Here is a 24,619-nt window from a genome sequence, read left to right on the forward strand (position 1 = left end):
TTTGCCTAAGGCAGATTATCGATTCCTTCTTCGCCATTTGATACTCTCATTTAAAATTGAAACTCATAGTAAAGGCGTAGAGGAGATGCGAAAGATGCAAGAAGGGGTGATTTTTTTTTAAAAACCACCCCTTCTTCTGTATAATATCACTGTGTATTAGTCTTTTCTATTGATCTTTTTTTCGAGTAAAGGTGTACAATGGCTCTTTATTACGCACGAAATGATATTGCCCTGGGCATCGAATTCCATATCGCAACATTCATAAAACAGATCGCGAAGTTTTTTACGTGCACGTTGCACTCTCGATTTTGCTCCTGGTAAGCTAATCTCTAATTTTTCGGCAATTTCTTTCTGTGGTATCCCTTCAATATCACTTAGTTTTAAAGGAATAGCATATTCTTCAGGCAAAAGGTCTATCATATCAGATATATCCTCCGAAAGGATCTGTTGAAAATCAATAGAATTCAAATGATTCATATTGATATAGTCATCCTCCTGTATGGATTTGTTCTGGAGTCGGAAGTAATCCACAATTGTATTTCTAGCCACAAAGAACAACCAGCTCTTCAGGTTTCTGATTTCCGTATCGCGAAGGCAGGATTCCATAGCCTTTAGAAAAACCTCTTGCAAGACGTCGTCTGCCGTTGATTCATCTTTAATCTGTTGACGAATAAAAGCCAATAAATGTGTACTGTATTGTTGATATATGCTATGAATATCGCATTGCATGCTGCTTCGGTGTTTGTTAGAAGTACAAATTAGAAAAATATTTCTGGCATTACAAAAGCTGACAATGGAATGGTCTAAGATGATAATTTAAGTCTGTAAAATCGATTTTCAATTGTACAGCGAAAGCCCCACATCAATCTGATATGGAGCTTTTCCTAAATCTTAAATCCAACTGTTTGGATTTCGTTTTTCTATTTTAACCCAACTTATATCTGGTTATCCACAGCATGATTTTTCTGTTGACTCCTGACTTTTTATTGGAGTATCAGCCTTCATATTATTGGTATATATCAACATACCCACAGTAAATACAGTTACAATCCATAAAAATACTTTGGATTTTCTATTGCTTGGAGGTGTAGCTGTAATTGCATCTGTACCACAGCAGTTCTTATTTTTCTTAATATAGAGACGGTAAAAGGCAATCGCCAGTGAAAATAGGGCTAAGGCAATTAGATAAGGCTGTATGATATTTAGAAAGTTAAGCTGACTTGCACCTATTCCTACAGATGCTAAAATTCCTGCAGCTATTGGAGCTCCACAGCAGGTAATACTTCCTAAAATTGCCAAAAATGCAGCTCCGAATCCTGCAAGTGTTGATTTTTCTTTCTTCATTTTTAAAACTTTAATAGTGAAAACACATAGATAAGTCGGAGTGGGATATGGAAAGATGCAAGATTGGAGTAAAAATCTTCCTGGTTTTTACAATTGCAGTGTTTTCCTAATAGTAGGTATTCTGAAGAAAAAGATATCCTGCATCTTATGAGGCTCGTTTACATTTTTAAAATAGAAGGTGAATATTGAGGATCTTTAATTCAATTCTAAATTCTTATTCCAGGTTTGCAGAATAAAAGGATTAGTAGTAAGTTTATCAGAGTAAAAAGCAGAGATAGATGAGTTAATGGTTCAATATGAAGGTGTTGGACTATTTTTAGAACAAAGAGCCAAACCGGTTTAGCAAAATCAATATAAAATGAAGAAAGTTTCCATACAGGATATAGCAAAAAGCTTACAAGTTTCGAAAAGTACCGTTTCGTTGGTACTTAATGGGCGTGGCGATGAAAAGCGTATCCGAAAAGAAACACAGCAAAAAATATTGGATTTTGCAAAGGAACAGAACTATTCTCCCAACCATTTGGCAAGAGGCTTAAGTCGAGGAAAAAGTGAAACCATTGGTCTGATTGTTCCTAATATTTCTGATAATTTTTATGCTCGTATTGCTAAACGAATCGAAACAAAGGCAATTCATCATGGTTATAATGTTGTATTCGGAAGTGCGGATGAAGATCCGAAACGCGAAGCACAATTAATTGATATCATGCTGAATCGACAAATTGATGGGTTGATTATTGCATCGACTCAACAAAACCAGAAAGAAATTAAGCAACTAAAAAACAAGGAATTTCCTTTTGTATTAATTGATCGCCATTATCCGGATATTGAAACCACCTACGTTATTGTTGAAAACTCGAATGGGATTAAGACAACAGTTAATCATCTGCTGAAGAAGGGAAGACGAAACATAGGCTTTGTAACTCTGGAATCTGGTTTGGAAGCAATGGAACAACGTTTGAAAGGTTATAAAACGGCAATGTTGGAAGCAGGAGTAGAGGTAAATCCAAACTGGATTCAGAAGTTGGATTATCAGGATTATGCTGTACAGATGGAACCGGCTATTCAGAGCTTGACAAGCGAACAAGATGAAGTGGATGCTATAATATTTGCAACACATTACCTTACATTAAGCGGAATAAGAGAGTTAAGAAAGGCGAATATCTCCATTCCAAAGCAGGTTGCAGTAGCTAGTTTCGATGGACTGGATGGATTTGATCTGATCGATCCACCGGTTACAGCAATTTCTCAGCCTGTAGATCAGATGGGGGATACGGCGGTTGAACTTCTACTTAAGAAATTGGATAACCATACAGATGAATTGATTCAAATGGAATTACCTCTGGATTTTGTGATTCGAAAGTCATGTGGAGAATAAGAGTACAATGGAATATATTTTAAGAGCCAATAGCCAAACCGGTTTAGCCGGGATCAATAATAGATAAAGAATTGATTGTATGAAGACAAGAACTATTTCGAGATGGAAAATCGTAAAATGCGCAATACTTTGTGTTTTGTTTTTTTCATCAGGGAGCTTGAAAGCTCATGAAAGTGCTGGAAGAAATCAAATTCATGAGATGAACGACAATTTCAAATTGTTTGAGATTTGTAAGAATGATTTAGAAGGTTATTCCAGTCAAGTGAGTGGAGGAATATTTACCTATCCGTCATTGCGTTTGGAAATTAGCGAAGCTGCAATCGCAAGAGCTTCCACAGGGAAAATGGGTTTCGAGATTTTAACTTCCAGGGTTCCTGCCAATTTTCAGGAGAAGGAAGTCAATTTTTTCTTCTACTCCGATATCGATTTGAACAACTTAGAACCATTCGATATCAAAGTAAATGACCAGCCTTTACTGAGCTTTATTGCAGAGAAGAACGGTGAATTGAAGATTCTTGAAAATCCTGCTAAGGGAAAAGCGCAATACATTTTGTTGAGAAGAGATGGGCATGGTGATGGAGTTGGAGCATTTCGATTGAGTGTACCAGTGGGAATGATTCAAAAGGGTGAAAAGGCAAAGATTTCTGTTGTAGGTAGAGCAAAAGGAAGCAATGCTTGGTTTATGCTGTTTAAAGCACCTAATGTAATTCAATGGTTAAAAATGGCTTCGCAGAATGAAATTTCTTTTGCCATTCGTCAATTTAGCGACCAACTACTAATTGATGTGCCTGCTCACTGGGCTGGCAAGAGGTTGTCGGTAGTTTGCGATGGTAAAGAAAGTAAAGAGGTTACTTTTAAGTTACAGGGTGAAATGGCCAAGGGAGCTGTTGTTGCAAATGCTCCTAATAAATCAATTCAAATCATTTATGGCGACGATTATTTTGATGTATCCTTTGAGAATGAAAATGGAATTACCAACCAAAATATGGTTAAAGGAGATTTCTTTTATTCCACAAAATCACATTATCATAGTGTCTGGCAGGCTAGCTTTACAAAGCGTTATCGACCAGATTATTTTGCTTCCTACACTCCATTTTTCGAGAACAAGTACGAAGAAGGTCTGGTTTCAATTATGAATTCCAGCCATCAGGATATTGCCTGGGTTGATCGTCCAGAAGCTTGCATTATTATGCGCGATACCATGCTTTTTACACCAATTATTAAGGCTGCTTTTGAACGTAATGATTATGGCTTTGACATAGAGGATGGTTTAATGCTAAGAGAATATCTTGATCGACATCCGGATGCTCAGGAGAAATTGACTCAACTTTTAAATCGCAAATTACTTTCGGTTGGCGCCACCTACAATTGCCCATACGAAGACATGTACGATGCTGAAGATTTGGTTCGCCAGCTTTATTTGGGCAAGAAATGGGTGAAGAAGAATTTTGGAGGATACGATTCGAAAGTATATTGGAATGTTGATGTTCCCGGAAAAACAATGCAGTTGCCACAGATTTTGAAAAAGGCAGGTGTCGATTACATGATTATTAGCCGACATGCCAGAAGTATGTTTCATTGGATGAGTCCTGATGGAAGCTCAGTTTTTACTTATTCTCCGGGGCATTATGGAGAGGATTTATTGTATCTGGAAAAAGATACTGGAGATAAAATTAAATATGGAGCGGAGCAAGTTGCCTGGTGGAGTCGCTACTTTGAAAATGGTAATACACACACTCCTCTCTTGTCGAGTCAAGATATGTTGCCAGCAATTGATTACTCAGATTTTATTGATAGCTGGAACAAAACAGAGTATGTAACTGATGGTAATGATCAGGAAAGGGAAGTTTATTTTCCACCTATGGAGTTAATGACTGTAGATGAGTTTATGCCTTTGGCTGAACAAAATGCTACTTCCGTAGATACAATTGTAGGTGAGCGACCAAATGTATGGGTGTATATTCATGGTCCGGCTCATCACGATGCATTAACAGCCAGTCGAAAGGCTTCTAAACTTTTGCCAGCTGCGGAGAAATTCCTGACAATTGCTAGTGTTTTAGATGAAGAGAAAATGCCATATCCTACAAAAGAATTAGATGAGGGATGGCAAGCTAAGATTTATCCAGATCATGGTTGGGGTGGACACGATGGTGATGTTACCGATAACTTGTTTAAAGAAAGTTTGATTGAATCGTCTGTGATTGGGGAAAAACTATTGGATAAAGCCACTAATTTTATTGCACAGCGTGTAAAAACGGAGGAGGAAAAAGGAATTCCGGTAGTACTTTTTAATAGTTTATCGTGGGAACGAACCGATCCGGTAACTGTAAGTTTAGATTTACCAAAAGGAAAAGCAAATGGATTGAGTGTAATAGCCTCGAAAAATGGGAAGATACCAATACAATTTTCGGAACTTACGAAACATTCTGATGGTAGTATTAAACATGCGGATATCGTTTTTATTGCTGAAAATATTCCATCAGTAGGCTACAAAACTTACTATGTGAAGCCTGAAATGAAAAGTAATGACCAGAAAATTCTTTCGAATAGGGTTTCTGAATATGAAAATGATTTCTATAAAGTAAGTTTTGTTGATGGTGGAATTGAACAAGTTTACGATAAGGGATTGAAACGTGACCTGTTTACTACTAAGCAATTTAAAGTAGGTGAGATTTTTACATTACAGTCGGAAGGTAACGGAGCGGGTGAATTTGGCGATGTTCAGCAACCATTTATGAAGGATTTCGATCAGGTAAGTAAACACAATCCTAAGTGGGAGTTGGTTGCTTCTGGTGATGTATTTTCAACTTACCGTTTGAAACAGGAAATTTTGCACTCCGAGGTAGAAAAAATGGTAACCATTTACCATCAACTTAAGCGCATTCAATTTGATAATAAACTGCATAATTGGGATGGTGAAATGTACAGGGAATTTAGAACGGCATATCCTGTTGCAATTAATGAATCCACAGTTAAACATGAGGTTCCATTTGGTACTGTTCAGGTTGGAAAAAATGAGATCAATAGTGCCGGTGAAAGATATACTCCACTCTGTAAAGATGTTCATCCAAGAGCAATAATGGATTGGATTTCTGCCTCGGATGATAAGATTGCGATCACATTAAGTTCTTCTGTTGCAGCAGCAGATTGGATCAATCCAACTAGAGATGGTGATGCTGATTTGTTACAGCATGTATTGTTAGCGAGTAGAAAATCATGCCACTGGGAAGGGAATGAATATTCACAGGCGGGAAATCATACTTACAGTCACGTTCTAACTTCTAATCGTGTTGGAGATGTTAATGGATCACGAATTTCCAAACAATTTAATGAGCCAATTAAGGTGGTTGTAAATCCTGAAAGATCTATAAAAGCTAACTTGACTGAGGATATGGAGTTTTTCAGTATTGATAATAAGAATGTGATTGTGACCTGTATTAAAAAAGCTGAGGATAGAGAGGCATTGGTAATTCGTATGTACGATCCCGAAGGTAAGGATGCCAATGTGAATTTGAAGTCCTTTTTCAAATTAATAAATCTTAAGCACACCAATATTATTGAAGAAAACCCTAAAACTGTAGATAAGATTGTAATACCACATCATGGAATTGAGACCTTTCAACTTGAAGTGGAGTAAGTAAACGAATTGTTTATCTATAAAACTTTATTATTTATACCTTGAACAAATTGTAAAAACCCATCTGTAATTTACAGATGGGTTTTTTGTATATCTGTATTTCCTTTTGTAACAAATGTTACTGTTTTTTAGATGAGGATGTTCGACCTTTACAAAAAAGGGAGAAAAATAAGTTAATACGGTAAGTCATGGAAATAAAAAAGATATTTGAAACGGAATCATTTGTAAACCATCATGGTGTTGAAGCGAGAAAGATTCACCAAAACGATCACCTATTTATGGTGCACCTGAATTTAAAACCGGGTGATACTATAGCCAAGCATGCAGCTCCTGTTGATGTTTGCTTTTTGGTTTTAGAAGGAAAAGGGATTGTTGAAATTGGCGAAGAAAGCCAGGAGGTAGAAGCAAATACATTAATTGAAAGCCCGGCAAATTTAGGACATGGCTGGAGAAATGAGAGTGAGGAAGTATTACGTATTTTGGTGATGAAAACACCAAATCCAAATAAAAAGTAGGCAATAATTAATCCGTTTGATAAAAGCTCATCAGTATTCATCGCTGATGAGCTTTTTTGTATCATAGTTTATTAATATCAGAATATATTGGCGCTTAAAAGCAATCCAAATTTAATTTTCTGATTCGTTTAATGTTATCATTCCCGAGTAGTTAATTCTTTTGATGCCTGCACTTAGGAGCTGATTTTTGATCTTTTCAACCTTCTCCTTTTTAAGTGGAGAATCGAGTACTCGTATTTCAGCTACTGTTTTGCCATTGTTCTGCATTAATACTTTAACTCGTTCGCTAATCTTATCAATTGGACAAATCTTTTTGTTGATAAAAATTCCTTCAGATGACACAATTAACTGAATTGCACTTTTTGATGGAGTTATTGCAGTGAAGGGTGCCATTCGAACTGGAACTCTCTCATCAATTTCTAATTTTTGAGCCTCAGATAAATCAAAATAATCCTTTTTAAAGATTTCCTGAGCTCTTTCTGATCTTACTTCCAAATAAGCTTTTCCGATTGCTTTCATGCTATGTGCAACCGATTCTTTAGGAGTTCCTCTGTCAACCTGATAACTAATGGCAATCTGATTTATTAGTGCTGCTGTACCATTGCTAAGCTTACTTGAAATGATTTCAGGATTAGTTCTGCTCCAATAATCTTTGCCATTGAGAAAGGATTTGACAACAGCTTTTAACTCTGTTTTTGCTACTAACTCTCCATTAACAAGTAATGCACCACGCTTATTTTGCAAAATGGCTAGAACATTTCTTTTTTTAATAGGCTTGTTTTTCCAGCTTAAATCGGGTGCGGTGACAGGTTGCTTGCCAAAGAAAATTCCTGCATTCAGATTGGCGATATTGTCATATCTCCACTCGTTTAGCCAGTTTTCACTATCGTTGGTTTGAGCAATTAGCTTTGGTAACGTATCTACCTTTTTATTGACTTCAGGATTCGAAAATGCTTGTAAAAGCAGAAAACCTGCAGGTAAAAAGAATAGTGTTTTTGCAACGCTCCATCGTAAAATTTGTTTCTTTTTCATCATTTTTAATCGTTTTGAGATTGAACCTTGTTTGAAATGATTTGCTGAAGCAAAACGTCTTTTACCTACAGCTTTTTCTAAAATCAACAGTTGATATTGTGTTGCATCGATGCCTGAGTTGAGTACGGCCTGATCGGCCTGAAATTCGTGAACTAGTTTTAGCTCCTTTTTAAGTAACCATACAAATGGATTGAACCATTGCAGATAACAAACCAGTTCTATAAAAACTACATCAATTGTATGGTGTAATTTTAAATGTGCTTCTTCGTGAAGCAGAATAGGAGTTTTATTGTGTTGGTAATCTTCTTTTGAAAGTACGATGTATTTCCAAAACGAGAATGCCTGTATACTATCGTTTACTATTGCTAGCAAAATATTTTTATAGGGTTTTATTCTTGCTCTTTTTAGCCATTTAAAAATACTCTGGTAGGATATTAAAAATCGCAAACAAAGAACTGATAGAATGAACCAATAAAATAGGACAGACCAATTGATTTGATAGGAACTTTTATTTTCAATTACAGTAGCCGTAGGAGTGGAGTAGGTACCAACTGTTTCTATCAACGGCAATTCAATTAGCTCGCGAACATTTGCAATTGCTTCAGAACCAATTTCCTTGGCAGAAACAAATTGAGCCAATATAGGAATTACAAAAGCGGCTCCAATTGATATCAGAAGTACCACTCTTTTGTAGGCATGTCTGCTATCCTTACTCAATAACAATTTGAATAGTAGGTAAACCAATGCCAAGCCTATGCCTGCTTTTATCATGTATGTAATAAAACTAAACATCATTTGTTTTCTTTATTATCCTCGATATCCTGAATTAGCTTTTTAAGTTCATCAATTGATAATTTCTCTTCTTCAACAAACATAGAAACTACACGCTTATAAGAATTGTCGAAATATTTATGTACCACATTTCCCATGGTTTTCTTGCGATAATCCTCTTCGCTAATAGAAGCAAAATAGCGATGAGTTTTCCCGAATGATTCGTGAGCAATAAAACCTTTCTCTTCTAAGGCTCTCACCATAGTTGATAGTGTGTTATAGTGTAATTTCTGATCAGGAAATATTTTTTGAAGTTCCTTGACGAACATAGGTCCTTCCGTCCAAAATAACTTCATGATTTCCTCTTCTTTTTGTGTAAGCTTCTTCATATTTAATTTATTTTAATCAAATATAACTATAAATTCTAGTTAAACAACTAAAGTGATAGTTTTAAAACTATAAAATATAGTTGATTAATTTTGTGGCAGCCTATAAGTCCTTGTAAATCTATAATAAACCAAGTGTGTTAAGGATGAATTTATCCATTTTACCTTCATGAGTTTATTGAAAATATTCATCTTTATTCTTCAATTGAAGTCAAGTTGATGAACCCAAATTGAATTGGTTAGGCTAAGAATGCTTGTATCTTTTTCCATTTAAAAGGCTCAAGGTTTACTAATTTTTTTATATTTGATAGGGAATACGGAGGGTTTGTAACAATTCCCTTCTATAGTTTTAAACCCAATAAAAAACTATCGAATATGAGTATTTTTTCAAATAATGATAACGGTCCAAAGACGAGTTTTACCGCTCTTGAACTAATGGAGGAGTTGGAAAAACGTGATGATATCTTGCTAATTGACATTCGCGAGCCGCACGAATTGGCAAAAGATGGAATTGAAAATGCTATGCATGTTCCAATGGGAGAAATTCAAAATAAGATTCCAAGCTTACCTAAGGATAAGGATATCATTATATTCTGTCACTTGGGATTCAGAAGTAAGCAGGTAAGAAATTACCTTCGTAAGATTGGTTTCCATAAGGCAGCTCACTTAAAAGGTGGATTGTATAGTTGGAATCGCCAGATGAAAAAGATTAAGGCAGCAGCCTATTAAAGCATTAAAATAAAGCTCAATAATCTAAATTATTGAGCTTTATTTTTAAAGGTACTATATGATCCGTAGTGGATAAACAAAATAATTAATTACCAGAATTGGATAGGTTTTTCATTTTTACACAAACTTCTCTCTGCGTTGCATATTAATTAAACTCCACAATACGCAAATAACCGATCCTATCATCAGCATCATTCTGTTTTGGTAAAGAACATTTTGCCAAATGCTGTAACTCATATCGCCAGGAACATCGAAAGGATTTAAGAAGATGTTCCATTTGCTATTTTCAAGAGGTTCCGCCAATATCAAAAAGATTAATCCGATAATAACCATTATAACAGCTGCACCACTGGCATTTTTCACCAGCGAAGCCAATAGAAAAGCCAAACTTGCCAAAAACAAGAGGCAATACATCAGTTCATATACCATGTGGAATACAGGTATTTTTATCACCACAAATACCGTTATCCATGACATTAGGCACATGATTGCAAATAGCAACAATATGCTTAAAACAAATCGCACCAAATAAACTTTGTACCTGTAGTTGGGGATTCCGAAGATGATTTCGAGCATCCGCGTATCCTTGTCGCTTTGTATGTTGTAAATTACCGGGTAGAAAAGTATTAGTATTCCCGGGAAAATTAAAGTTCCGTAAATGTCTGCCTCTTCAGGACTGGTATCATTAAACAGCATAATACCCAATACCATCAGAAAGAAGGCAAATGCAGCTATCAGGAAGTATATGAACTTGTTCGCAAAAATGATTTTTACATTGTAGCGAACAAAGTCGGTTAGTAGTTTAAATTGTTCTATTGCTTTCATACATTCTTATTATTCCTCCAGATAAATCTGGAGTCAATTGATATTATGCATTAACCATTGTTATTTTTTTCTCATCCGAATCGTTCAACAAACATAAGTAAGCATCTTCAAGGTTAGCCTTGGTATGTACTGCATCGTATCCCGGATGTTCATCTGCCAGACAGCGAACACGAATCGTATCCTTATCGCGCATGTGATGAATGATAACCTGTTCGGTTTTTAATTGCTCAAATTCTTCAGGAGTTACATTCAACATCCAAACTTTCTGATCGGCTATTCCTGCCATGTGAACCGGTTCGCCCAAATATTTCAAGTCACCTTTTTTCATTACGGCAACTCGGTTACACGAGCTGGCTACATCTTCGATAATATGAGTAGAAAAAATCACAATTCTATCCTGACTCAGTTCAACCAACAAGTTTCTAAAGCGAATTCTCTCTCGAGGGTCCAGTCCGGCAGTTGGTTCATCAACTACCAATATTCTAGGCAAGTGAAGGAGAATTTGTGCAATTCCGATTCTTTGTTTCATACCTCCCGAGAAGGAACCAATTTTCTCATCTTTCTGATCGAGCATGTGAACGGCTTTTAGCACATACTCTACACGTTCTTTTCTGATTTTATTGTCCTTTAGATTTTTCAGAATTCCCATATAGTTCAAGAAATCCCAGGCACTCATGTTTTCGTACATGCCAAATTCCTGAGGCAGATATCCAATTAATCCCTGCAACTCTTCACGCTTTTCACGAACATCAATACCGTTAATGGTTATTTGACCATAGCTTTGTTCCAAAATTCCACAGATTACTCTCATCAGAGTAGATTTTCCGGCACCATTAGGTCCCAGTAAACCAAACATACCATTTCCGATATCAAAAGAAACACCTTTAACTGCTTTAAATGGTACTTTCTTTTTTCCGATAATTGGAATAATCAGCACAAAGCGATAGAAGAATTTGCGCAGACCACTAAACGATCCTTTTAGGCGATTGATATTGATTTTTTCGCGATAGATTTTATCCGAAGTCACTTTAATCTGTAAGGCTAAATACCATATGATACCTATAGGAATCAACAAGCCAACCAATTGATATTTCTGGTAGAAATAGGCGAATAGTATCAATGGAAATGCCCAATAAATTGTTCTATGTAGAACAAATATCAAAGCGCGACCAATCTTCCCTTTTTTTCTTTCTTGCAAGTTTTTACGATATTCCATTATTGGCGCTATAAAATACAAGAGCATAATCTGGAAAAGAAGGGATAGAAACAGCATCCAATACTCATTTTCGAGATGATAGTAGTTGAAGAACACTACAAAGGCAATTAATGGCAACTGCCAGATAAGGGTCACAAAATCTTTAAACGTATCGTAAGACTCCTTTAACCCCAATCGTTCCCGAATTTTTAATCCCGATTTCCACTCACGAGTAAAGCGTCCGTCCCAATCGTAAATCTTCACTAAATTTCTGATTTCGATACGCAGAGGCTCGTCGGCAGCAATTAGCTCTTCGTTGGCTTTTCTTAAACCTGCCTGAACAAAGTATGTGCATGCAGGAACTGAGATCAGCAATACCAGAAAATCAATAATTTGCCATATTTTACTATCTACTTCGGTGTAAATAAAATAGGCTCCAGCTACCCATGCAATTATCTGTATTGCTTTAACCCACACCTCTTGGCTTTGCATCCAGTTTAAACTGGTTCGCAATCCGGCGTATAAAGTCGGAATAAAAACCAGAGTTAATACCGTACTTAAACTTAAGCCTCCAATTACGGTAATTGCAAAAGGAACTCCAATTTGGGTAACGTACTCAGCACGACCTAATGCCAGTGGCATAAGTGCTATAATTGTTGTAATTGCTGTAATTAATATTGGGCGAATACGAGCCAGTCCAGCCATCATCAATGCACGAGATTCACGATAACCTCTTTTTTGCAACACATTGGAATAATCAATCATGATGATTCCGTTGTTGACTACAATTCCCAGTAGAATGATTAAACCAGTAAATACATTGGCATTCATCAAAGATGTTCCGGTTACAATCAGCGCAAGCAATGATCCAATAGCTGCCATTGGAATGGAAAACATCATTACAATTGGCATGGTAAAAGATTCGAATACCGATGCAAGAATCATAAAGATCAAAACAATTGCCATCAGCATTAGAAAGCTAAATTCGCCAAGGGTATTGTCCTCGTGAATGATTTCAACGGCAATTCCCGAAGGCAATGTCATTCGTTCCACCATTTCGTCAACATCAACTCTGCCTGCGGTAAGTAAATCTTTTTCATCGTTTACTTCATCTAAAAAGCTGTACTGTACCTCAAGTTGCTTCTCCTGATTGGTTCTTTTAATGGTTGACAATCCATCAGTAAAATTTAGCTTACTGATGGATTGCAATTCGAATTCAGCACCCTGGTTGCCACGGACTGTTAACTGTCGTAAGTCTTTTGCATCGCGGGTTTCCAGTTCTGTGTCATTAATAGTTTTTATAATGATATCGTACTCTTCGGTTCCATCTTTAAATGTGGCACCACTGGCAAATTCCTTTTGAAAGGAATTCAATTCAGATAAAACAGAGCTGACAGGAATATCATACAAAGCCATAACTTGCTTGTCGAGTTCCAGTAGCAATTCAGGTCGTTTTGCAGGAATCCTAACATTCACATTTTTAATGGAACTCAATTGACTTAAATAGTATTCTAAATCCTCTGACAGATCCAGCATCTTATCAAAATCTTGTCCTTTAATTACCAATTTCTCTTGTTGTGTTCCAATTCCCAGCATTTCCATAAATGGATTATCTCCACCGAAATCGCCTCCGCCACCACCAAATCGGCGACCTTGCGCAGGAGGTTCCCAACTAAATGATGCTTTTGGTAAATCATCCAAACGTTCCAGAATGTTTTGCTTGATTCCCGGAACTGATAAATTTTGTTTCTCACGATAATCATCAATCAAGGAAATGGTAAGAACAGCTTCTTCTTCGTAAACCTGACTTGTAATGTCTTTTTTCTCCTCAAGAGATTCCAGTTTTCCTTCTACCTCACGAATAAACAGATCGGTATTTTTAAGTGTAGTTCCCCCGGGAAGGGTTACATACAACTTCAAATCCTTGGTTTCGGTCTCTTCTGTAGATATAAAACTTAATCCTAAACTGATAAGCAGTGTGATAAAGAACAATCCCAATGCTCCCAAAATGGTTCTTCCAGGATGGCGCATACAAGACTTTAGCATTACCAAATAAATCTGAACCAAACGGTTGTGATAGGAGATGTTTTCAAAATTAACTGTGCGAATCCCACCTTTTCTCTTCAGGAAACTATGGGTAATCATTGGAATTAGTAGAAGAGCAACAACAAGCGAAACCAATAAAGTAGAAATAATGGAAACACCAATGTGTTTGCCCATTAACCCAATCAGGAAATTAGATGAAAAGGTAAAGGGAAGAAATACGGTAATTGTTGTAAGTGTTGCTGCAAATATCGATCTCCAAACTTCACGTGTTCCCTGAATGACAGCTGTATCTGGATCTTTCTTTTGTGCTGCCAGTCGGTATATGTTTTCGAGAACTACAATGCTGTTATCCAGAAGCATCCCAATAGCCAGTGCCATACCTAAAAGGGTAAGTGTGTTTACACTAATACCATAAGCGTAAAAGAAATTAAAAGCGGTATAAACCGATATTGGAATTGCCAAGGCAATAGCAGCCACCAATCGGATGTTTTTCAGGAAAATCCACAGAATGAAAATAGCCAGAACACCACCAACCAAAGCCAGTTCGATTATTAAATCGATATTGGTTTCCATGGTTTCAGCCATATTGGTTTGCACCACAATTTCAATATCCTTGCCTTTCAGTTCTTCATTTAATTCCTTAATTTTTTCGAGAGTGACCGCGGATAGTTTAATAATGTTCGATTGAGCATCTCTGGTAATCTGCATGGTAACAGCTTCCTTGCCATTTACACGACTGTATGAGGTTTGTTCCTTTACACCAAAACTAATGTAGGCGATATCTTTTAACCTGATATCTCCCTGTTTTTTAACAACAAGTTCATGCAACTCCTTAATATCGGTATATTCCGAAACTACATTCACAAAGTGCATTTTATCATTTTCGATCACCTTACCCGCAAAAGTTCTGGAGTTATTGTTCTGATTTAAAACGGATCTTACCTCTGATGGACTAATGCCATAACTTTTGCAAACATCATCGCGAAGCAATATTTCTATCGACTTTTCACGACCTCCAAAAACAGCCGCATTAGCAATCCCTTCTATATTTTGGAATTTATCCAGAATCTCATTTTCGGTAATTTGTCGAACTCTGTCAACACCTCCACTTCCACGTACCTGAACGGTCATGAACATGTTGTTGAGTTGCTCCATATCAAACTTTAAAACTTGTATTTGAAATTCTGCCGGCAGATCTTTCTTTACCTCCTCAACCTTTTCGGCAAGCTTTAAATAGGCATATTTGATATTGGTTCCCTGTTCGAAGGAAATTTCAATACTTCCACGTTGCTGTCCTGCTGTTGAGGAAATTTTCTCAACTCCTTCCAAACTTCCTGCAACTCCTTCCAAAGGAATAATTGCCTGACTCTCCATGTATCGAGGATCAACCTCTATTCCTGTTCCAACCTGAACAAAAAGCATGGGAAGATTGGCATTAGGAATCAACTCAACGGGTAATTGCTTGTAGGAGAAATACCCCAACATGCTTAAACCCGTAAAGAGCATTGCAATTAAAACCTTTCTTTTTATGATGAAATTCATATAATCTAAGCTTAAAGCCTATAGCCTTTGGCTGTTTGGCTTGTTACTGTTTGCTGATATCTGTTTACTCTTTTGTGTAGTTAAGCCTTTCCTTTCTTGATTCAAGGAAAAAAGTTTGCACTCTATCAAAAGCATAGTATACACAAGGTATTACAACCAATGTAAGTAAGGTGGATGTTACCAAACCCGCAATAACCGCAATTGCCATTGGAGCTCTTAAAGCAGCACTTTCACCAAAGCCTATTGTCAACGGAAGTAGGGCTAATATGGTGGTTATACTTGTCATGATGATTGGGCGAATTCTATTTTCTCCTGCCATCACAATCGAATCTTTTAGAGAATTGCCTTGTTGCTTGAACTGATTGATAGCATCAACCAGAATAATAGAGTCGTTTACCGCAATACCTCCAAGCATAATAATACCAATGTAAGCCATAATATTCATTGGAATTCCCAATATAAAGAATGCCCAAACTGCTCCAACTCCAGCCAAAGGAATGGTTAGTAAAATGGTGAATGGATGAATTAAAGATTCAAACTGAGAAGCCATAACCATATAGACCAAAATGATGGACAACATTAATGCAAAACTAAGATTTGAAAGGGCTTCCTGCCTTTTCTGTTCTTCTCCAATTAAGCTTACCTGATAACCTTGTGGTAAATTAACATTTGCTAATTTGTCGTTGATTTTCTCTATGACTTGATCAAAAGCAGCATCTCCCTGAATATCGGCACTAATCTTACCAATTCGCGTTTGATTTCTTCTTAACATCTGTTTTGGAGAAGACGACTTTTTGATAGTAGCTACTTCGTATAGAGGAATTTCAGAATCTCCACTTTTTAGCAAAAGGGTATTCAATTCGGATAAACCTGGTTCAGGCATGTGAATGCTAATGTCGTTCATTTCTCCACCTTTTTCGAATTTACCAGCATTTTTACCCATCAACATATCTTGTAGCTGACCCGTAATGGCATCTGTTGAAAGGTTGAAAATTCCAGCCTTATAACGATCAATGATAACATCAATTTCTGGAGCTCCTTCTTCGATATTGGTTTTCACATTTGCCAAATCAGGAACTTGAACCAATAGCCCTTTAATTTCGTTTGAAATTCTTTCCAATACCTCAATATCTTTCCCTTTTACTTCTACCTCAATTGGAGCATCTTCGGTTCCAATGGTCGATTGAAGTGCTGTTTCATCTCGTATTATTGATATCTCTGCATTAGGAATATCGCTAACCATTGTTCCTACATTTTTGAGAATGCTTTCCGATTGAGCGATATATTCATCCTTCAAGCGAATTTTAATGCTGGCAGTATTTTCATTTTGGAAAACTGCCTTATCGGAATTGGAACCACTACCTGGTCCAACCTGTGTATAAATATTGGCAATTTGGTCGCCCATGGATTGATGGAGCATAGATTCAATTGCCTCCACCGTTTGAGATGTTCTATCCAGTTGCGTGCCTTCCTTTAATTCTATATCCAAACTAAATTCACCAACTCCACTTTTAGGTAGATATTCATTACCAACATAGGGCAGAATTAAACCGGTAAGTATAATTAGTACACAAGCACTACCAATTACCAAACTTCTGCGATTCAAAAGTGTAGAAAGCAGGTCTCCATACCATCCTATTTTTACGGATTTGAATTCTATTTTTTTCTTTTTCCCTTTGTATGCATAATTGAATAACATTGGGATAACCAGAATTGCAACAAAAAGGGAAGCAATAAGGGAAAACGCAACTGTCCAAGCCTGATCTTTGAACAAAGCTCCTGATGCACCATGCAAATAAACGATTGGTAAGAAAACCACAATGGTTGTAAGTGTTGAGGCAACAATTGCACCTCCAACTTCTGAGGTTCCTTCAATGGCTGCATCCTTTACGGATAAGCCCATTTCCATTTTTCTGAAGATGTTTTCAATTACTACAATGGCATTGTCAACCAGCATACCAGCTCCCAAAGCCAAACCACCTAAGGTCATAATGTTCAAACTTAAACCATTAAAATACATCAGATTAAATGTCGCAATAATGGAAATGGGAATGGCAAAGCTTACAATTGCAGTTACCTTCACTCTTCTTAAAAAGACAAATAAAACGAGTATGGCAATTAACACTCCAATTAGTGCTGTTTCTTCCACTTCGTCGATTGCTTTTTGAATAAACTTGCCTTGATTTTGAACTACGATGAACTGGTAACCAGGCAATGCTTTTTTAATAGAAGTCATTGTCTTTTCAAAATCTTCAACTGCTTTTACAGTATTCGATCCAGTTTCTTTGTAGATGGATAAACCAACACATCTTTCGCCATTAATTCTAACCAAGTTTTGAACTTTCTTAGGAGCAAAGCTTACATTAGCTACATCTTTTAAAAGAATTGGAACTCTGTCTTTTACCAAAGTTTGTTGATTGGCACCCATTTGATTGGATGATGAGGCAGAGGCTGCAGTTGACTGTTTTATTCCTACAATTACATTTTCGATCTCTTCAACATTTCGAATCAAACCAGATCCTTTGATGATGTATTTCGTTCCCATTTCTACAATGCTTCCTCCGGAAACATTCTGATTCAGATTCTGAATCTTCTGTACAATCTCGTTTACGGTTATATTATGAGCATCCAAAAGGTACTGATTGGTTTCAATTCGAATCTCTTTTTCCTGAGTTCCTGTTAGTTCAACTTCTGCAATTCCTTCCAAACGAATCAGCTCATTACGAATGTAGTTTTCACCTACTTTTCGCAATTCATCCATGTCTTTAATTTCCGGATGAAGCATTCCTAGAATTAAAATTGGTGATGCATTTGGATCGTGCTGAGTAATGGTGAATTCATCTATTTCAGCATCCTGACTATATGTGGTTAAAGCTTTCTGCAAATCGAGAAAGGCTTCATCCATATCACTGCCCCAAGTGTATTCAACAGTTACTCTCGCCGAACCTACCATACAAACCGACGAAACCTGACTTACACCTTTCTGACGAATGGATTGAGCTTCTATACTTTCAATAAATTGCTTCTCTATTTCTTCGGGTGGACGTTCTCCTGCTTTAATTTCAACAAAAATGCGGGGAGCATTCATCTCGGGAAACAAATCAACATTGAGTTTGCCTAAGGATACATATCCTAAAAGCAATATCGCCATAACAATCATGGAGACTGTTACCGGGTAATTGACCGAAAATTGTGTTATTTTCTTCATTTTGAATTCTTTTAATCTGTGAATAAGGCTAAGTCTATGGAAAAGAACTTGCTATTTCACCACTTTAATTTTCGATCTGTTTCTTAGCGTTTCAAAGCCTTTAACCACCAATCGATCTTTCTTCTCCAGTCCTGAAATCACCTGAACTACATCCGGATTTTCAAGACCAAACTCAATGATTCTTTCTTCGGCTAATCCCTTGTTCACAACAAATACAGTATGTCCCTTTTGTTTGTTAAGAATTACATCCTTAGGGATTACAATAGTAGAATCGGCACTTGCCACAATAATCTCTCCCTTAGCAAACATTCCAGGGCGAAGTTTTAATTTTGAGTTGTTGATATTGACAATGGCTTTAAACGATCTTGTTTCAGAGTCGATTGCCGGTGAAATTTGAGCCAACACAGCTTGTAAAGTATCTCCTAGAAGTGTATAATTCACAATATTTACTTCCTGCCCAGTTTTAATGGATCCCATATTTTTCTCAGCCAACTGTACTTCCATATGTAGTTTGCTGTAATCCATCATGCTAAGAACTGGTGATGCTGCTTCTATACGAGTATTTTCGGTATAATAATTCAGGTTGGTGATAATGCCTGAAAAAGGAGCTTGTACTTTCAATTTCGCTAAACGATATATTGCATCTTCGTAAGAATACTTTGCGTTGATTAAATCAATTTCAGCATTTTTCAACTCAGAAAGGGTAACACCGCCTTTTTTATAAAGAGATTGTTGTTTCTCAAATACTTGCTTGGAAATTTCCAATCTCAGTTCTAAGGATTTGATTTTAATATTGTTCTCGTACTCTTTATCCTCTAAAACAATAACATCGATTCCTTCCTGTACATAGTCTCCCAACTCAAATTTTCTGTTGGTTCTTGGATTGATCATCAGGTGGTATTTTCCTCCAACCTCACTCTTTAAATCGACCGTTTTAATCGGATTCACTGTTCCGGTTGTACTGATGTATTTTTCTATTCCTTTGGGAACAATTTCTTCAACAGATACCTGAACGGCGATATCTTTATTTAACTCCGTATCTTTTTCGTTACAGGCTGTAAATAAGGCTAAACTAATGATGATAAATGCAATTCGTTTCATATTGTAGGCGTTTGTATGGTGTGTCATGATTGTTTGTAGATTATTCCATTATCAGATTTTCCTGAAGCTCCTGTGGAACAAAAGATCTGTCATTTTCAAAATCCCAAAGAGATTGTATTTTTAAATTCAGCAATTCAAGTTTGTAGTTGATCAGTGAGTTAGCAAGATTCATTTTCTTCTCAGATAACTGATTCTGGAATCGCTCCAGATCTATACTGGTTAAATCTCCGTTTTTATATCTCTCTAAATTGATATCGTAGGTCAATTCAGCATTCTTTTCATTTTGCTTGGCAATGTCTATTTGCTGAATCAAATTCTGTAGGTTTCTATAAATTTTTCGAATGTTGATTGTGATGTCATCTTTCAAGACATTCTTATCAATTTCACGACTTTCCACTTCCAGTTCGGCAGCTCTTATTCTGGCTTTTCTCTCGCCCCAATCAAAAATTGGAATGGAAAAAGTAATTTCAGCTTTCGGACTTTTGGTTGGTCGGTTGTATACGTCTGCCAGTTTTTCGTTATTTCCCATAATCCCGATCGAAAGACTTACATTTCCTTTGAATTCATTTACAGCAGAGGTTTGAATCAAATCGAATTTGGCATTGTTCAGATCAATTTCACGCTGTGTTAATTCCAACCTTTGACTTAAACCATTTTGGATCGCTTTTTCTAAATTAACAACTACAGGGACATATTTAATATCGGTACTAACTGTAATGTCTTCGTAAAGAGAAATACCCAAAAGCAATTTGAATTCGTCTTTTGCATTTTCCAATTCAACCCGATTGTTATCTAAATTAGATTTACTGGTAGCAAAATTTAACTCAGCCTGATACAACTCTTCTTTAGCTGACAACCCACCCTCAACCTTACTTGCAATAATATCCTTACTTATTACTTGATTATCGAACTCCTCCTCGGCAATTTTTAAAGCCATCTGTTTTTGGTAGATTGAATAAAATGCTTGATTTACTTGTCGCTCCATATTCAACATTTGAATGGAGTAGGCAAGAGTTGCATTTTCAAGATTCAACTCATTGCGGGTTAAATCCATTTTGGTTTTATTGTAGGTGAATAGCGGCTGATCATACTGCATATAAAGTGAATTGTTATATCCTGAGTAGGAAGAATTACTTGCTTCAGAGTAGTTATCCTGATAGCCAAATTCATTTCTTAAAGACAATCTACCATCGGTATATTTTATAGGTTGAGAAACAATAAATGTTCCATTTGCACCTTTATTTTCAGACGTATTCCATTTTGAGAAATACTCCTCATAGGTTTCTGTTTTGCTATAAGATAATGGAGTTACATCGAATGAAAATCGGGAACGCAAAGATGCCAACTGAGCATTCAATTGTTCTTTGTTTTGCATCATATTAATCCTCGATTTTTTAATGTCAGGACTATTTTCAAAAGCAATTAAAAGAGATTCCTCTAAGGTGATTTCTTTTTGTGCATTTGCTTTTGTCGAGCTTAAAAATATTGCTCCAATACATATTGCAAGTACAAGTGAGAGCTTTGTTTTGGTAATGATCATCGCCTATAAGTATTTGTATATTTTATTTATTTTCTATCCATTTTATTGCATCAGCAAAAAGATAGGGACCTACCGATTTATTTATAAGTTCCACTTTTGCTGTTTCAGGAGTGATGTAGTAACTACCTAAATAATTCCATCCATTGTCCAACTCCTGATCGGATTTATTCACCTCTTCAAAACCATCTTCATGATAAATTTTAAAGTTGTAATCCGCTTTGGATTTTCTTTTTCGTCCCCAGTGTTCTACCTTTTCAATATGGCAGTAGATATCGTAATAACCTTTGTTTTTTACTTCTGCTTTCCAACTGGCAGTTCTTTCTCCTTGTCCGGATTTTGTGAAAAATGCGGATCGCACATATTTTCCAAAGAAACCTGATCGAAGTACATTTTTCCATTCGTTTGGCGGATTCCAGGTTCTCAATCGCGAATATTCTTCTTCTGATCCTCTTCTTTCATCAACCCATTTTTTCAGTTGACTTTTATTTGATATCTGAACGTATTCGAATCCTTTGTCCTCATTGTCCACCACAAATTCATTATCGGCAAGAATTCCTTCGAAAGGAGCAACATCTTTTACTTCATTAAAAAACTGACTCTTTTTGGTTTCTGAAAAATCACTGAAATCATATATTAAACTGTTGGGTAAATTCTCAGAAATATGTGTGAAAACATTCATTCTTCCGGGTTGAGATGGAAATACAAAACCTAACTCTCGAGCTGAATTTGCCGGAATAAAAATAGACTTGGTAAAATCGGGATTTTTATTGCCTTGATTTCTTCTTCCTCGTCTACGATTCTGACCGCCAGTTTCGATATTTACACTTACGATTCCATCAACCGATTCCGGATTTGAAATCTTAAAACGGATTTGATATTTAATGTGATCGCCATCTTTTACTTTATAGGTTTCCAGATCTTTAATTAAAAAACCAGGCAGTTTTTTAGTGGTGTACCAATCCTTTACCTCTTCCTCTATTGATGCATCGAAATTGGATTTTATTGCTTGATCGAATTCATTGAAATCGCTATTTTGAAACTGATGAGTATCAACATAGTTAATAAGGAAATCTGTAAAATCTTTTTCACCATATCGAGCATTAAGTAAAGAAAACAGATGAGTTCCTTTAGCTCTTAAAACATCATTCACATAAATCTGTTCATCATTATCATCTGCCTTATTAATTCCGGCAATTGTAAGTTCCTTTAGTGTCGATTTCTTTAATTCCAGATTGATTCGTTCTGTTTTACTTATTCCATCGAAACGCCAGCGAGATTGCCTTTGAGTAGTTTCATGCTTTTCTTTTAAGTAAACTCCTAATGCAAAATTTAATGCCGAATATTCTTTTGAGTTTAAATCGGTTGTAAATGTATAATAATTCGGAAATAGTGAATAGGTGTTTCTATCCACATGATCGAATTGATACCATTCCGTTGTTGGAGGCATAAAATTTCCACGAATAAATCGTTTCAACATTCTTGCTTGTAATTCTTCGTCAGAAACTTCTTCATTATCACGCTTCATTCTTTTTTCGAAACGATTTCTTCTTCTTTTAAAATCCGTTTCTTCCATTACAACACCTTTTTCAGGATAGAAAATAATCTCTGGTTGCACAGCATCACTGGCTATAGACCAAATGTGCTTGTCCAAAGCAAATTGAATTGGGACTTCGGCAAGAGAAAATCTTTTAAAAGGATATTCCAAACCATGTGTGGTTTCATATTCGTTCTTCAATTCACGAATTAAACTTGGTAGGCTATCCTGAATTGCATCGAAATGTTTTAGGAAAAATTCATTCCCTTTAATCGAGAATATGGAATAGTCAATAGAATCTATCGTAGTTGTATATTGTTTGTAATCACCTATTAATAGACTAATTTGTGGCAGTTTATTTTCTGGTCGAAATTCATAAACGCCATCTTCAGTTGTTTTAAGATCTCCTTGGGAAACCGGAACTAAAGAATTCGAAGTATGTACATCAAGAGAATATTGTGTGAAATCTGGAGAATGTAAAGTTGGATTTTTCGATGAGTAACCTACTCCTGAAATCGGATACCAAAGAGCTTCGTTTGTTAGGCAAACAAAATCTTCTTGTAGGTAAGAATATCTCTTGCGAATACGAAACATTTCAGCTGTAAAATTCCCAGTTGCCAATTCCGGATTTTGATCTAAAAAGTGAGTTCTCTCATCAATACCACCTCTGTAAAAAATATCCAAAATCATTTTCTCTTCAGAACTTAAACCTTTAGCAGGAATGACTTTTAATACTTGTAATTCTCGTCTAAATTCAAGATTTTCGCCCATAGAACTTACCGAGTAAACTTGTAAGTCAGGATTTAAACTAAAGATTATTGTATCTATCGATGATTTTGAAGAATTTAAAATTTCCAGTTTTGCTTTTACAGAAATCTCTTCTCCTGTATGCGCTAAATCAATAAAATTTGAAACAACATCAACCTTAGGTTGGTTCACATACTTATCGTTTAAGGCTATTAATTGTTCTCTATATTCCTGTCCGCCAATTTTAATATCCAGGTATTTTTTAGATAGCAGCCCACCAATGATAAAACAAAAAAATGCTAGATAAATTGGTAAGGAAACCAGCCTCTTTGCTTGAGGCAAACGCGGTAATTTTGCGATGGTAAAAAAGATCAAGCCAATACCTAAAAAGAAATAAATACCACGATGAATTGCCACCTCAACAATATCTCCAAATCCACCAATGGTAGAATTCATCATTGGAATTTGATAGGCGATATAGTCGAAGATGTGGTAAAATTTCGTATTGAGATAAAAGATAGTTAGGGCAATATATCCAAGTAAAATGATGAATGTAATTGCTTGATTTTTCAGGACAATCATTAAAAAGAAAGCCAAACCAAGAATGTAAATCAATGTTGGTATAGATATCAGAAGTGGGTAATAAAATAGTACCCAAATGCTTTTTGATGATTCGTTACTAATGAAGGAGAATCCTATTCCCATTAGTAATATCAATACATTAAGAATTACAAATACCATGATAATTCCAAATGACTTACCCAGAATATATTCACTATTGGTCATCGATCGGGCATAAATCACTTCAACGGTATCATTCTTACTATCCTGTTTCAAAAATTCTGATGCCAGAAACACTGCGACAATTGCTTGTCCCAAATTTAGAATGATAAGGTTGGCATAAGGAATGGCTGCAGGTATTGCTCTGTATAGCCAAGGTGCGCCACTATCTTCAACAAAAGCAGCAATATTAAAACCTGCAACAAACAAAATTGATAAGCCTGCAAAAATTCTAAAAAACCAAGATCTGAGCAGAGTTCTGGTTTCGTATTTGGCAACTGTACGTATGGTGTGTAGAGAAATCATATTAGG

Annotated in this window: 14 protein-coding genes; 4 read left to right on the plus strand and 10 right to left on the minus strand. The window is 36.2% G+C overall.

What is annotated here, in order from left to right; translation table 11 throughout:
- Nucleotides 1-156: 156 nt before the first annotated feature.
- Entirely contained in the window at nucleotides 157-729 is a 573-nt protein-coding gene (gene sigZ / locus GCQ56_RS14090) for an RNA polymerase sigma factor SigZ (RefSeq protein ID WP_152735131.1), read from the minus strand.
- A gap of 216 nt (nucleotides 730-945) precedes the next feature.
- Nucleotides 946-1,344: a mercuric transporter MerT family protein gene (locus GCQ56_RS14095; RefSeq protein WP_152735132.1), complete on the minus strand. Its 399-nt coding sequence runs from the start codon at nucleotides 1,342-1,344 to the stop codon at nucleotides 946-948.
- A gap of 358 nt (nucleotides 1,345-1,702) precedes the next feature.
- On the opposite strand from GCQ56_RS14095, the gene GCQ56_RS14100 reads away from it, so the two are divergent.
- The 3 genes from GCQ56_RS14100 (at nucleotide 1,703) to GCQ56_RS14110 (ending at nucleotide 6,871) form a co-directional block, all read left to right on the plus strand.
- Entirely contained in the window at nucleotides 1,703-2,719 is a 1,017-nt protein-coding gene (locus GCQ56_RS14100; protein ID WP_152735133.1) for a LacI family DNA-binding transcriptional regulator, read from the plus strand.
- Nucleotides 2,720-2,798: 79 nt separating this feature from the next.
- Nucleotides 2,799-6,356 carry a glycosyl hydrolase-related protein gene (locus tag GCQ56_RS14105; protein WP_152735134.1) on the plus strand — a complete coding sequence of 1,186 codons (3,558 nt, stop codon included), beginning with the start codon at nucleotides 2,799-2,801 and terminating at the stop codon, nucleotides 6,354-6,356.
- 188 nt (nucleotides 6,357-6,544) lie between these two features.
- On the plus strand, nucleotides 6,545-6,871 hold the full coding sequence (locus GCQ56_RS14110; protein ID WP_152735135.1) for a cupin domain-containing protein: 327 nt from the start codon (nucleotides 6,545-6,547) through the stop codon (nucleotides 6,869-6,871).
- Nucleotides 6,872-6,982: 111 nt separating this feature from the next.
- Here GCQ56_RS14110 and GCQ56_RS14115 read toward each other — a convergent pair whose 3' ends face one another.
- Both GCQ56_RS14115 and GCQ56_RS14120 read right to left on the minus strand, forming a co-directional pair.
- Nucleotides 6,983-8,698 (minus strand): M56 family metallopeptidase, encoded by a 1,716-nt coding sequence (locus GCQ56_RS14115; protein ID WP_152735136.1) that lies wholly within the window; start codon nucleotides 8,696-8,698, stop codon nucleotides 6,983-6,985.
- A complete protein-coding gene (locus tag GCQ56_RS14120) occupies nucleotides 8,695-9,063 on the minus strand; it encodes a BlaI/MecI/CopY family transcriptional regulator (protein ID WP_152735137.1) in 369 nt (122 codons plus the stop codon). Before GCQ56_RS14120 ends, GCQ56_RS14115 begins: the two co-directional genes overlap by 4 nt.
- A 372-nt stretch (nucleotides 9,064-9,435) precedes the next feature.
- Between GCQ56_RS14120 and GCQ56_RS14125 the strand changes: the two genes are divergently transcribed.
- On the plus strand, nucleotides 9,436-9,789 hold the full coding sequence (locus tag GCQ56_RS14125; RefSeq protein WP_152735138.1) for a rhodanese-like domain-containing protein: 354 nt from the start codon (nucleotides 9,436-9,438) through the stop codon (nucleotides 9,787-9,789).
- Nucleotides 9,790-9,906: 117 nt separating this feature from the next.
- On the opposite strand, the gene GCQ56_RS14130 is transcribed toward GCQ56_RS14125, so the two are convergent.
- The 6 genes from GCQ56_RS14130 to GCQ56_RS14155 all read right to left on the minus strand — a co-directional run bounded on the left by GCQ56_RS14130 (nucleotide 9,907) and on the right by GCQ56_RS14155 (nucleotide 24,613).
- Nucleotides 9,907-10,614 carry an ABC transporter permease gene (locus GCQ56_RS14130; RefSeq protein WP_152735139.1) on the minus strand — a complete coding sequence of 236 codons (708 nt, stop codon included), beginning with the start codon at nucleotides 10,612-10,614 and terminating at the stop codon, nucleotides 9,907-9,909.
- Between the two features lie 43 nt (nucleotides 10,615-10,657).
- On the minus strand, nucleotides 10,658-15,397 hold the full coding sequence (locus GCQ56_RS14135) for an efflux RND transporter permease subunit (RefSeq protein WP_152735140.1): 4,740 nt from the start codon (nucleotides 15,395-15,397) through the stop codon (nucleotides 10,658-10,660).
- Nucleotides 15,398-15,461: 64 nt separating this feature from the next.
- A complete protein-coding gene (locus GCQ56_RS14140) occupies nucleotides 15,462-18,605 on the minus strand; it encodes an efflux RND transporter permease subunit (RefSeq protein WP_152735141.1) in 3,144 nt (1,047 codons plus the stop codon).
- A 51-nt stretch (nucleotides 18,606-18,656) separates the two neighbouring features.
- The gene (locus GCQ56_RS14145; RefSeq protein WP_193323795.1) at nucleotides 18,657-19,706 is read right to left on the minus strand and encodes an efflux RND transporter periplasmic adaptor subunit; all 1,050 of its coding nucleotides are present in this window, start codon (nucleotides 19,704-19,706) and stop codon (nucleotides 18,657-18,659) included.
- 40 nt (nucleotides 19,707-19,746) lie between these two features.
- Nucleotides 19,747-21,246, minus strand: a complete 1,500-nt coding sequence (locus tag GCQ56_RS14150; protein ID WP_152735143.1) for a TolC family protein — start codon at nucleotides 21,244-21,246, stop codon at nucleotides 19,747-19,749.
- Between the two features lie 22 nt (nucleotides 21,247-21,268).
- Nucleotides 21,269-24,613, minus strand: a complete 3,345-nt coding sequence (locus GCQ56_RS14155) for a hypothetical protein (RefSeq protein ID WP_152735144.1) — start codon at nucleotides 24,611-24,613, stop codon at nucleotides 21,269-21,271.
- Nucleotides 24,614-24,619 lie beyond the last annotated feature (6 nt).

The sequence above is a fragment of the Marinifilum sp. N1E240 genome, from assembly GCF_009295825.1.
Lineage (GTDB): Bacteria > Bacteroidota > Bacteroidia > Bacteroidales > Marinifilaceae > Marinifilum_A > Marinifilum_A sediminis.

Excerpts from the sequence above, each read along its gene's own strand:
- GCQ56_RS14125 (WP_152735138.1), top strand. The coding sequence starts at position 9,436 with ATGAGTATTTTTTCAAATAATGATAACGGTCCAAAGACGAGTTTTACC.
- GCQ56_RS14120 (WP_152735137.1), bottom strand. The coding sequence starts at position 9,063 with ATGAAGAAGCTTACACAAAAAGAAGAGGAAATCATGAAGTTATTTTGG.
- GCQ56_RS14150 (WP_152735143.1), bottom strand. The coding sequence starts at position 21,246 with ATGATCATTACCAAAACAAAGCTCTCACTTGTACTTGCAATATGTATT.
- GCQ56_RS14135 (WP_152735140.1), bottom strand. The coding sequence starts at position 15,397 with ATGAATTTCATCATAAAAAGAAAGGTTTTAATTGCAATGCTCTTTACG.
- GCQ56_RS14110 (WP_152735135.1), top strand. The coding sequence starts at position 6,545 with ATGGAAATAAAAAAGATATTTGAAACGGAATCATTTGTAAACCATCAT.
- GCQ56_RS14145 (WP_193323795.1), bottom strand. The coding sequence starts at position 19,706 with ATGAAACGAATTGCATTTATCATCATTAGTTTAGCCTTATTTACAGCC.
- GCQ56_RS14100 (WP_152735133.1), top strand. The coding sequence starts at position 1,703 with ATGAAGAAAGTTTCCATACAGGATATAGCAAAAAGCTTACAAGTTTCG.
- GCQ56_RS14130 (WP_152735139.1), bottom strand. The coding sequence starts at position 10,614 with ATGAAAGCAATAGAACAATTTAAACTACTAACCGACTTTGTTCGCTAC.
- GCQ56_RS14140 (WP_152735141.1), bottom strand. The coding sequence starts at position 18,605 with ATGAAGAAAATAACACAATTTTCGGTCAATTACCCGGTAACAGTCTCC.
- GCQ56_RS14115 (WP_152735136.1), bottom strand. The coding sequence starts at position 8,698 with ATGATGTTTAGTTTTATTACATACATGATAAAAGCAGGCATAGGCTTG.
- GCQ56_RS14095 (WP_152735132.1), bottom strand. The coding sequence starts at position 1,344 with ATGAAGAAAGAAAAATCAACACTTGCAGGATTCGGAGCTGCATTTTTG.
- sigZ (WP_152735131.1), bottom strand. The coding sequence starts at position 729 with ATGCAATGCGATATTCATAGCATATATCAACAATACAGTACACATTTA.
- GCQ56_RS14155 (WP_152735144.1), bottom strand. The coding sequence starts at position 24,613 with ATGATTTCTCTACACACCATACGTACAGTTGCCAAATACGAAACCAGA.
- GCQ56_RS14105 (WP_152735134.1), top strand. The coding sequence starts at position 2,799 with ATGAAGACAAGAACTATTTCGAGATGGAAAATCGTAAAATGCGCAATA.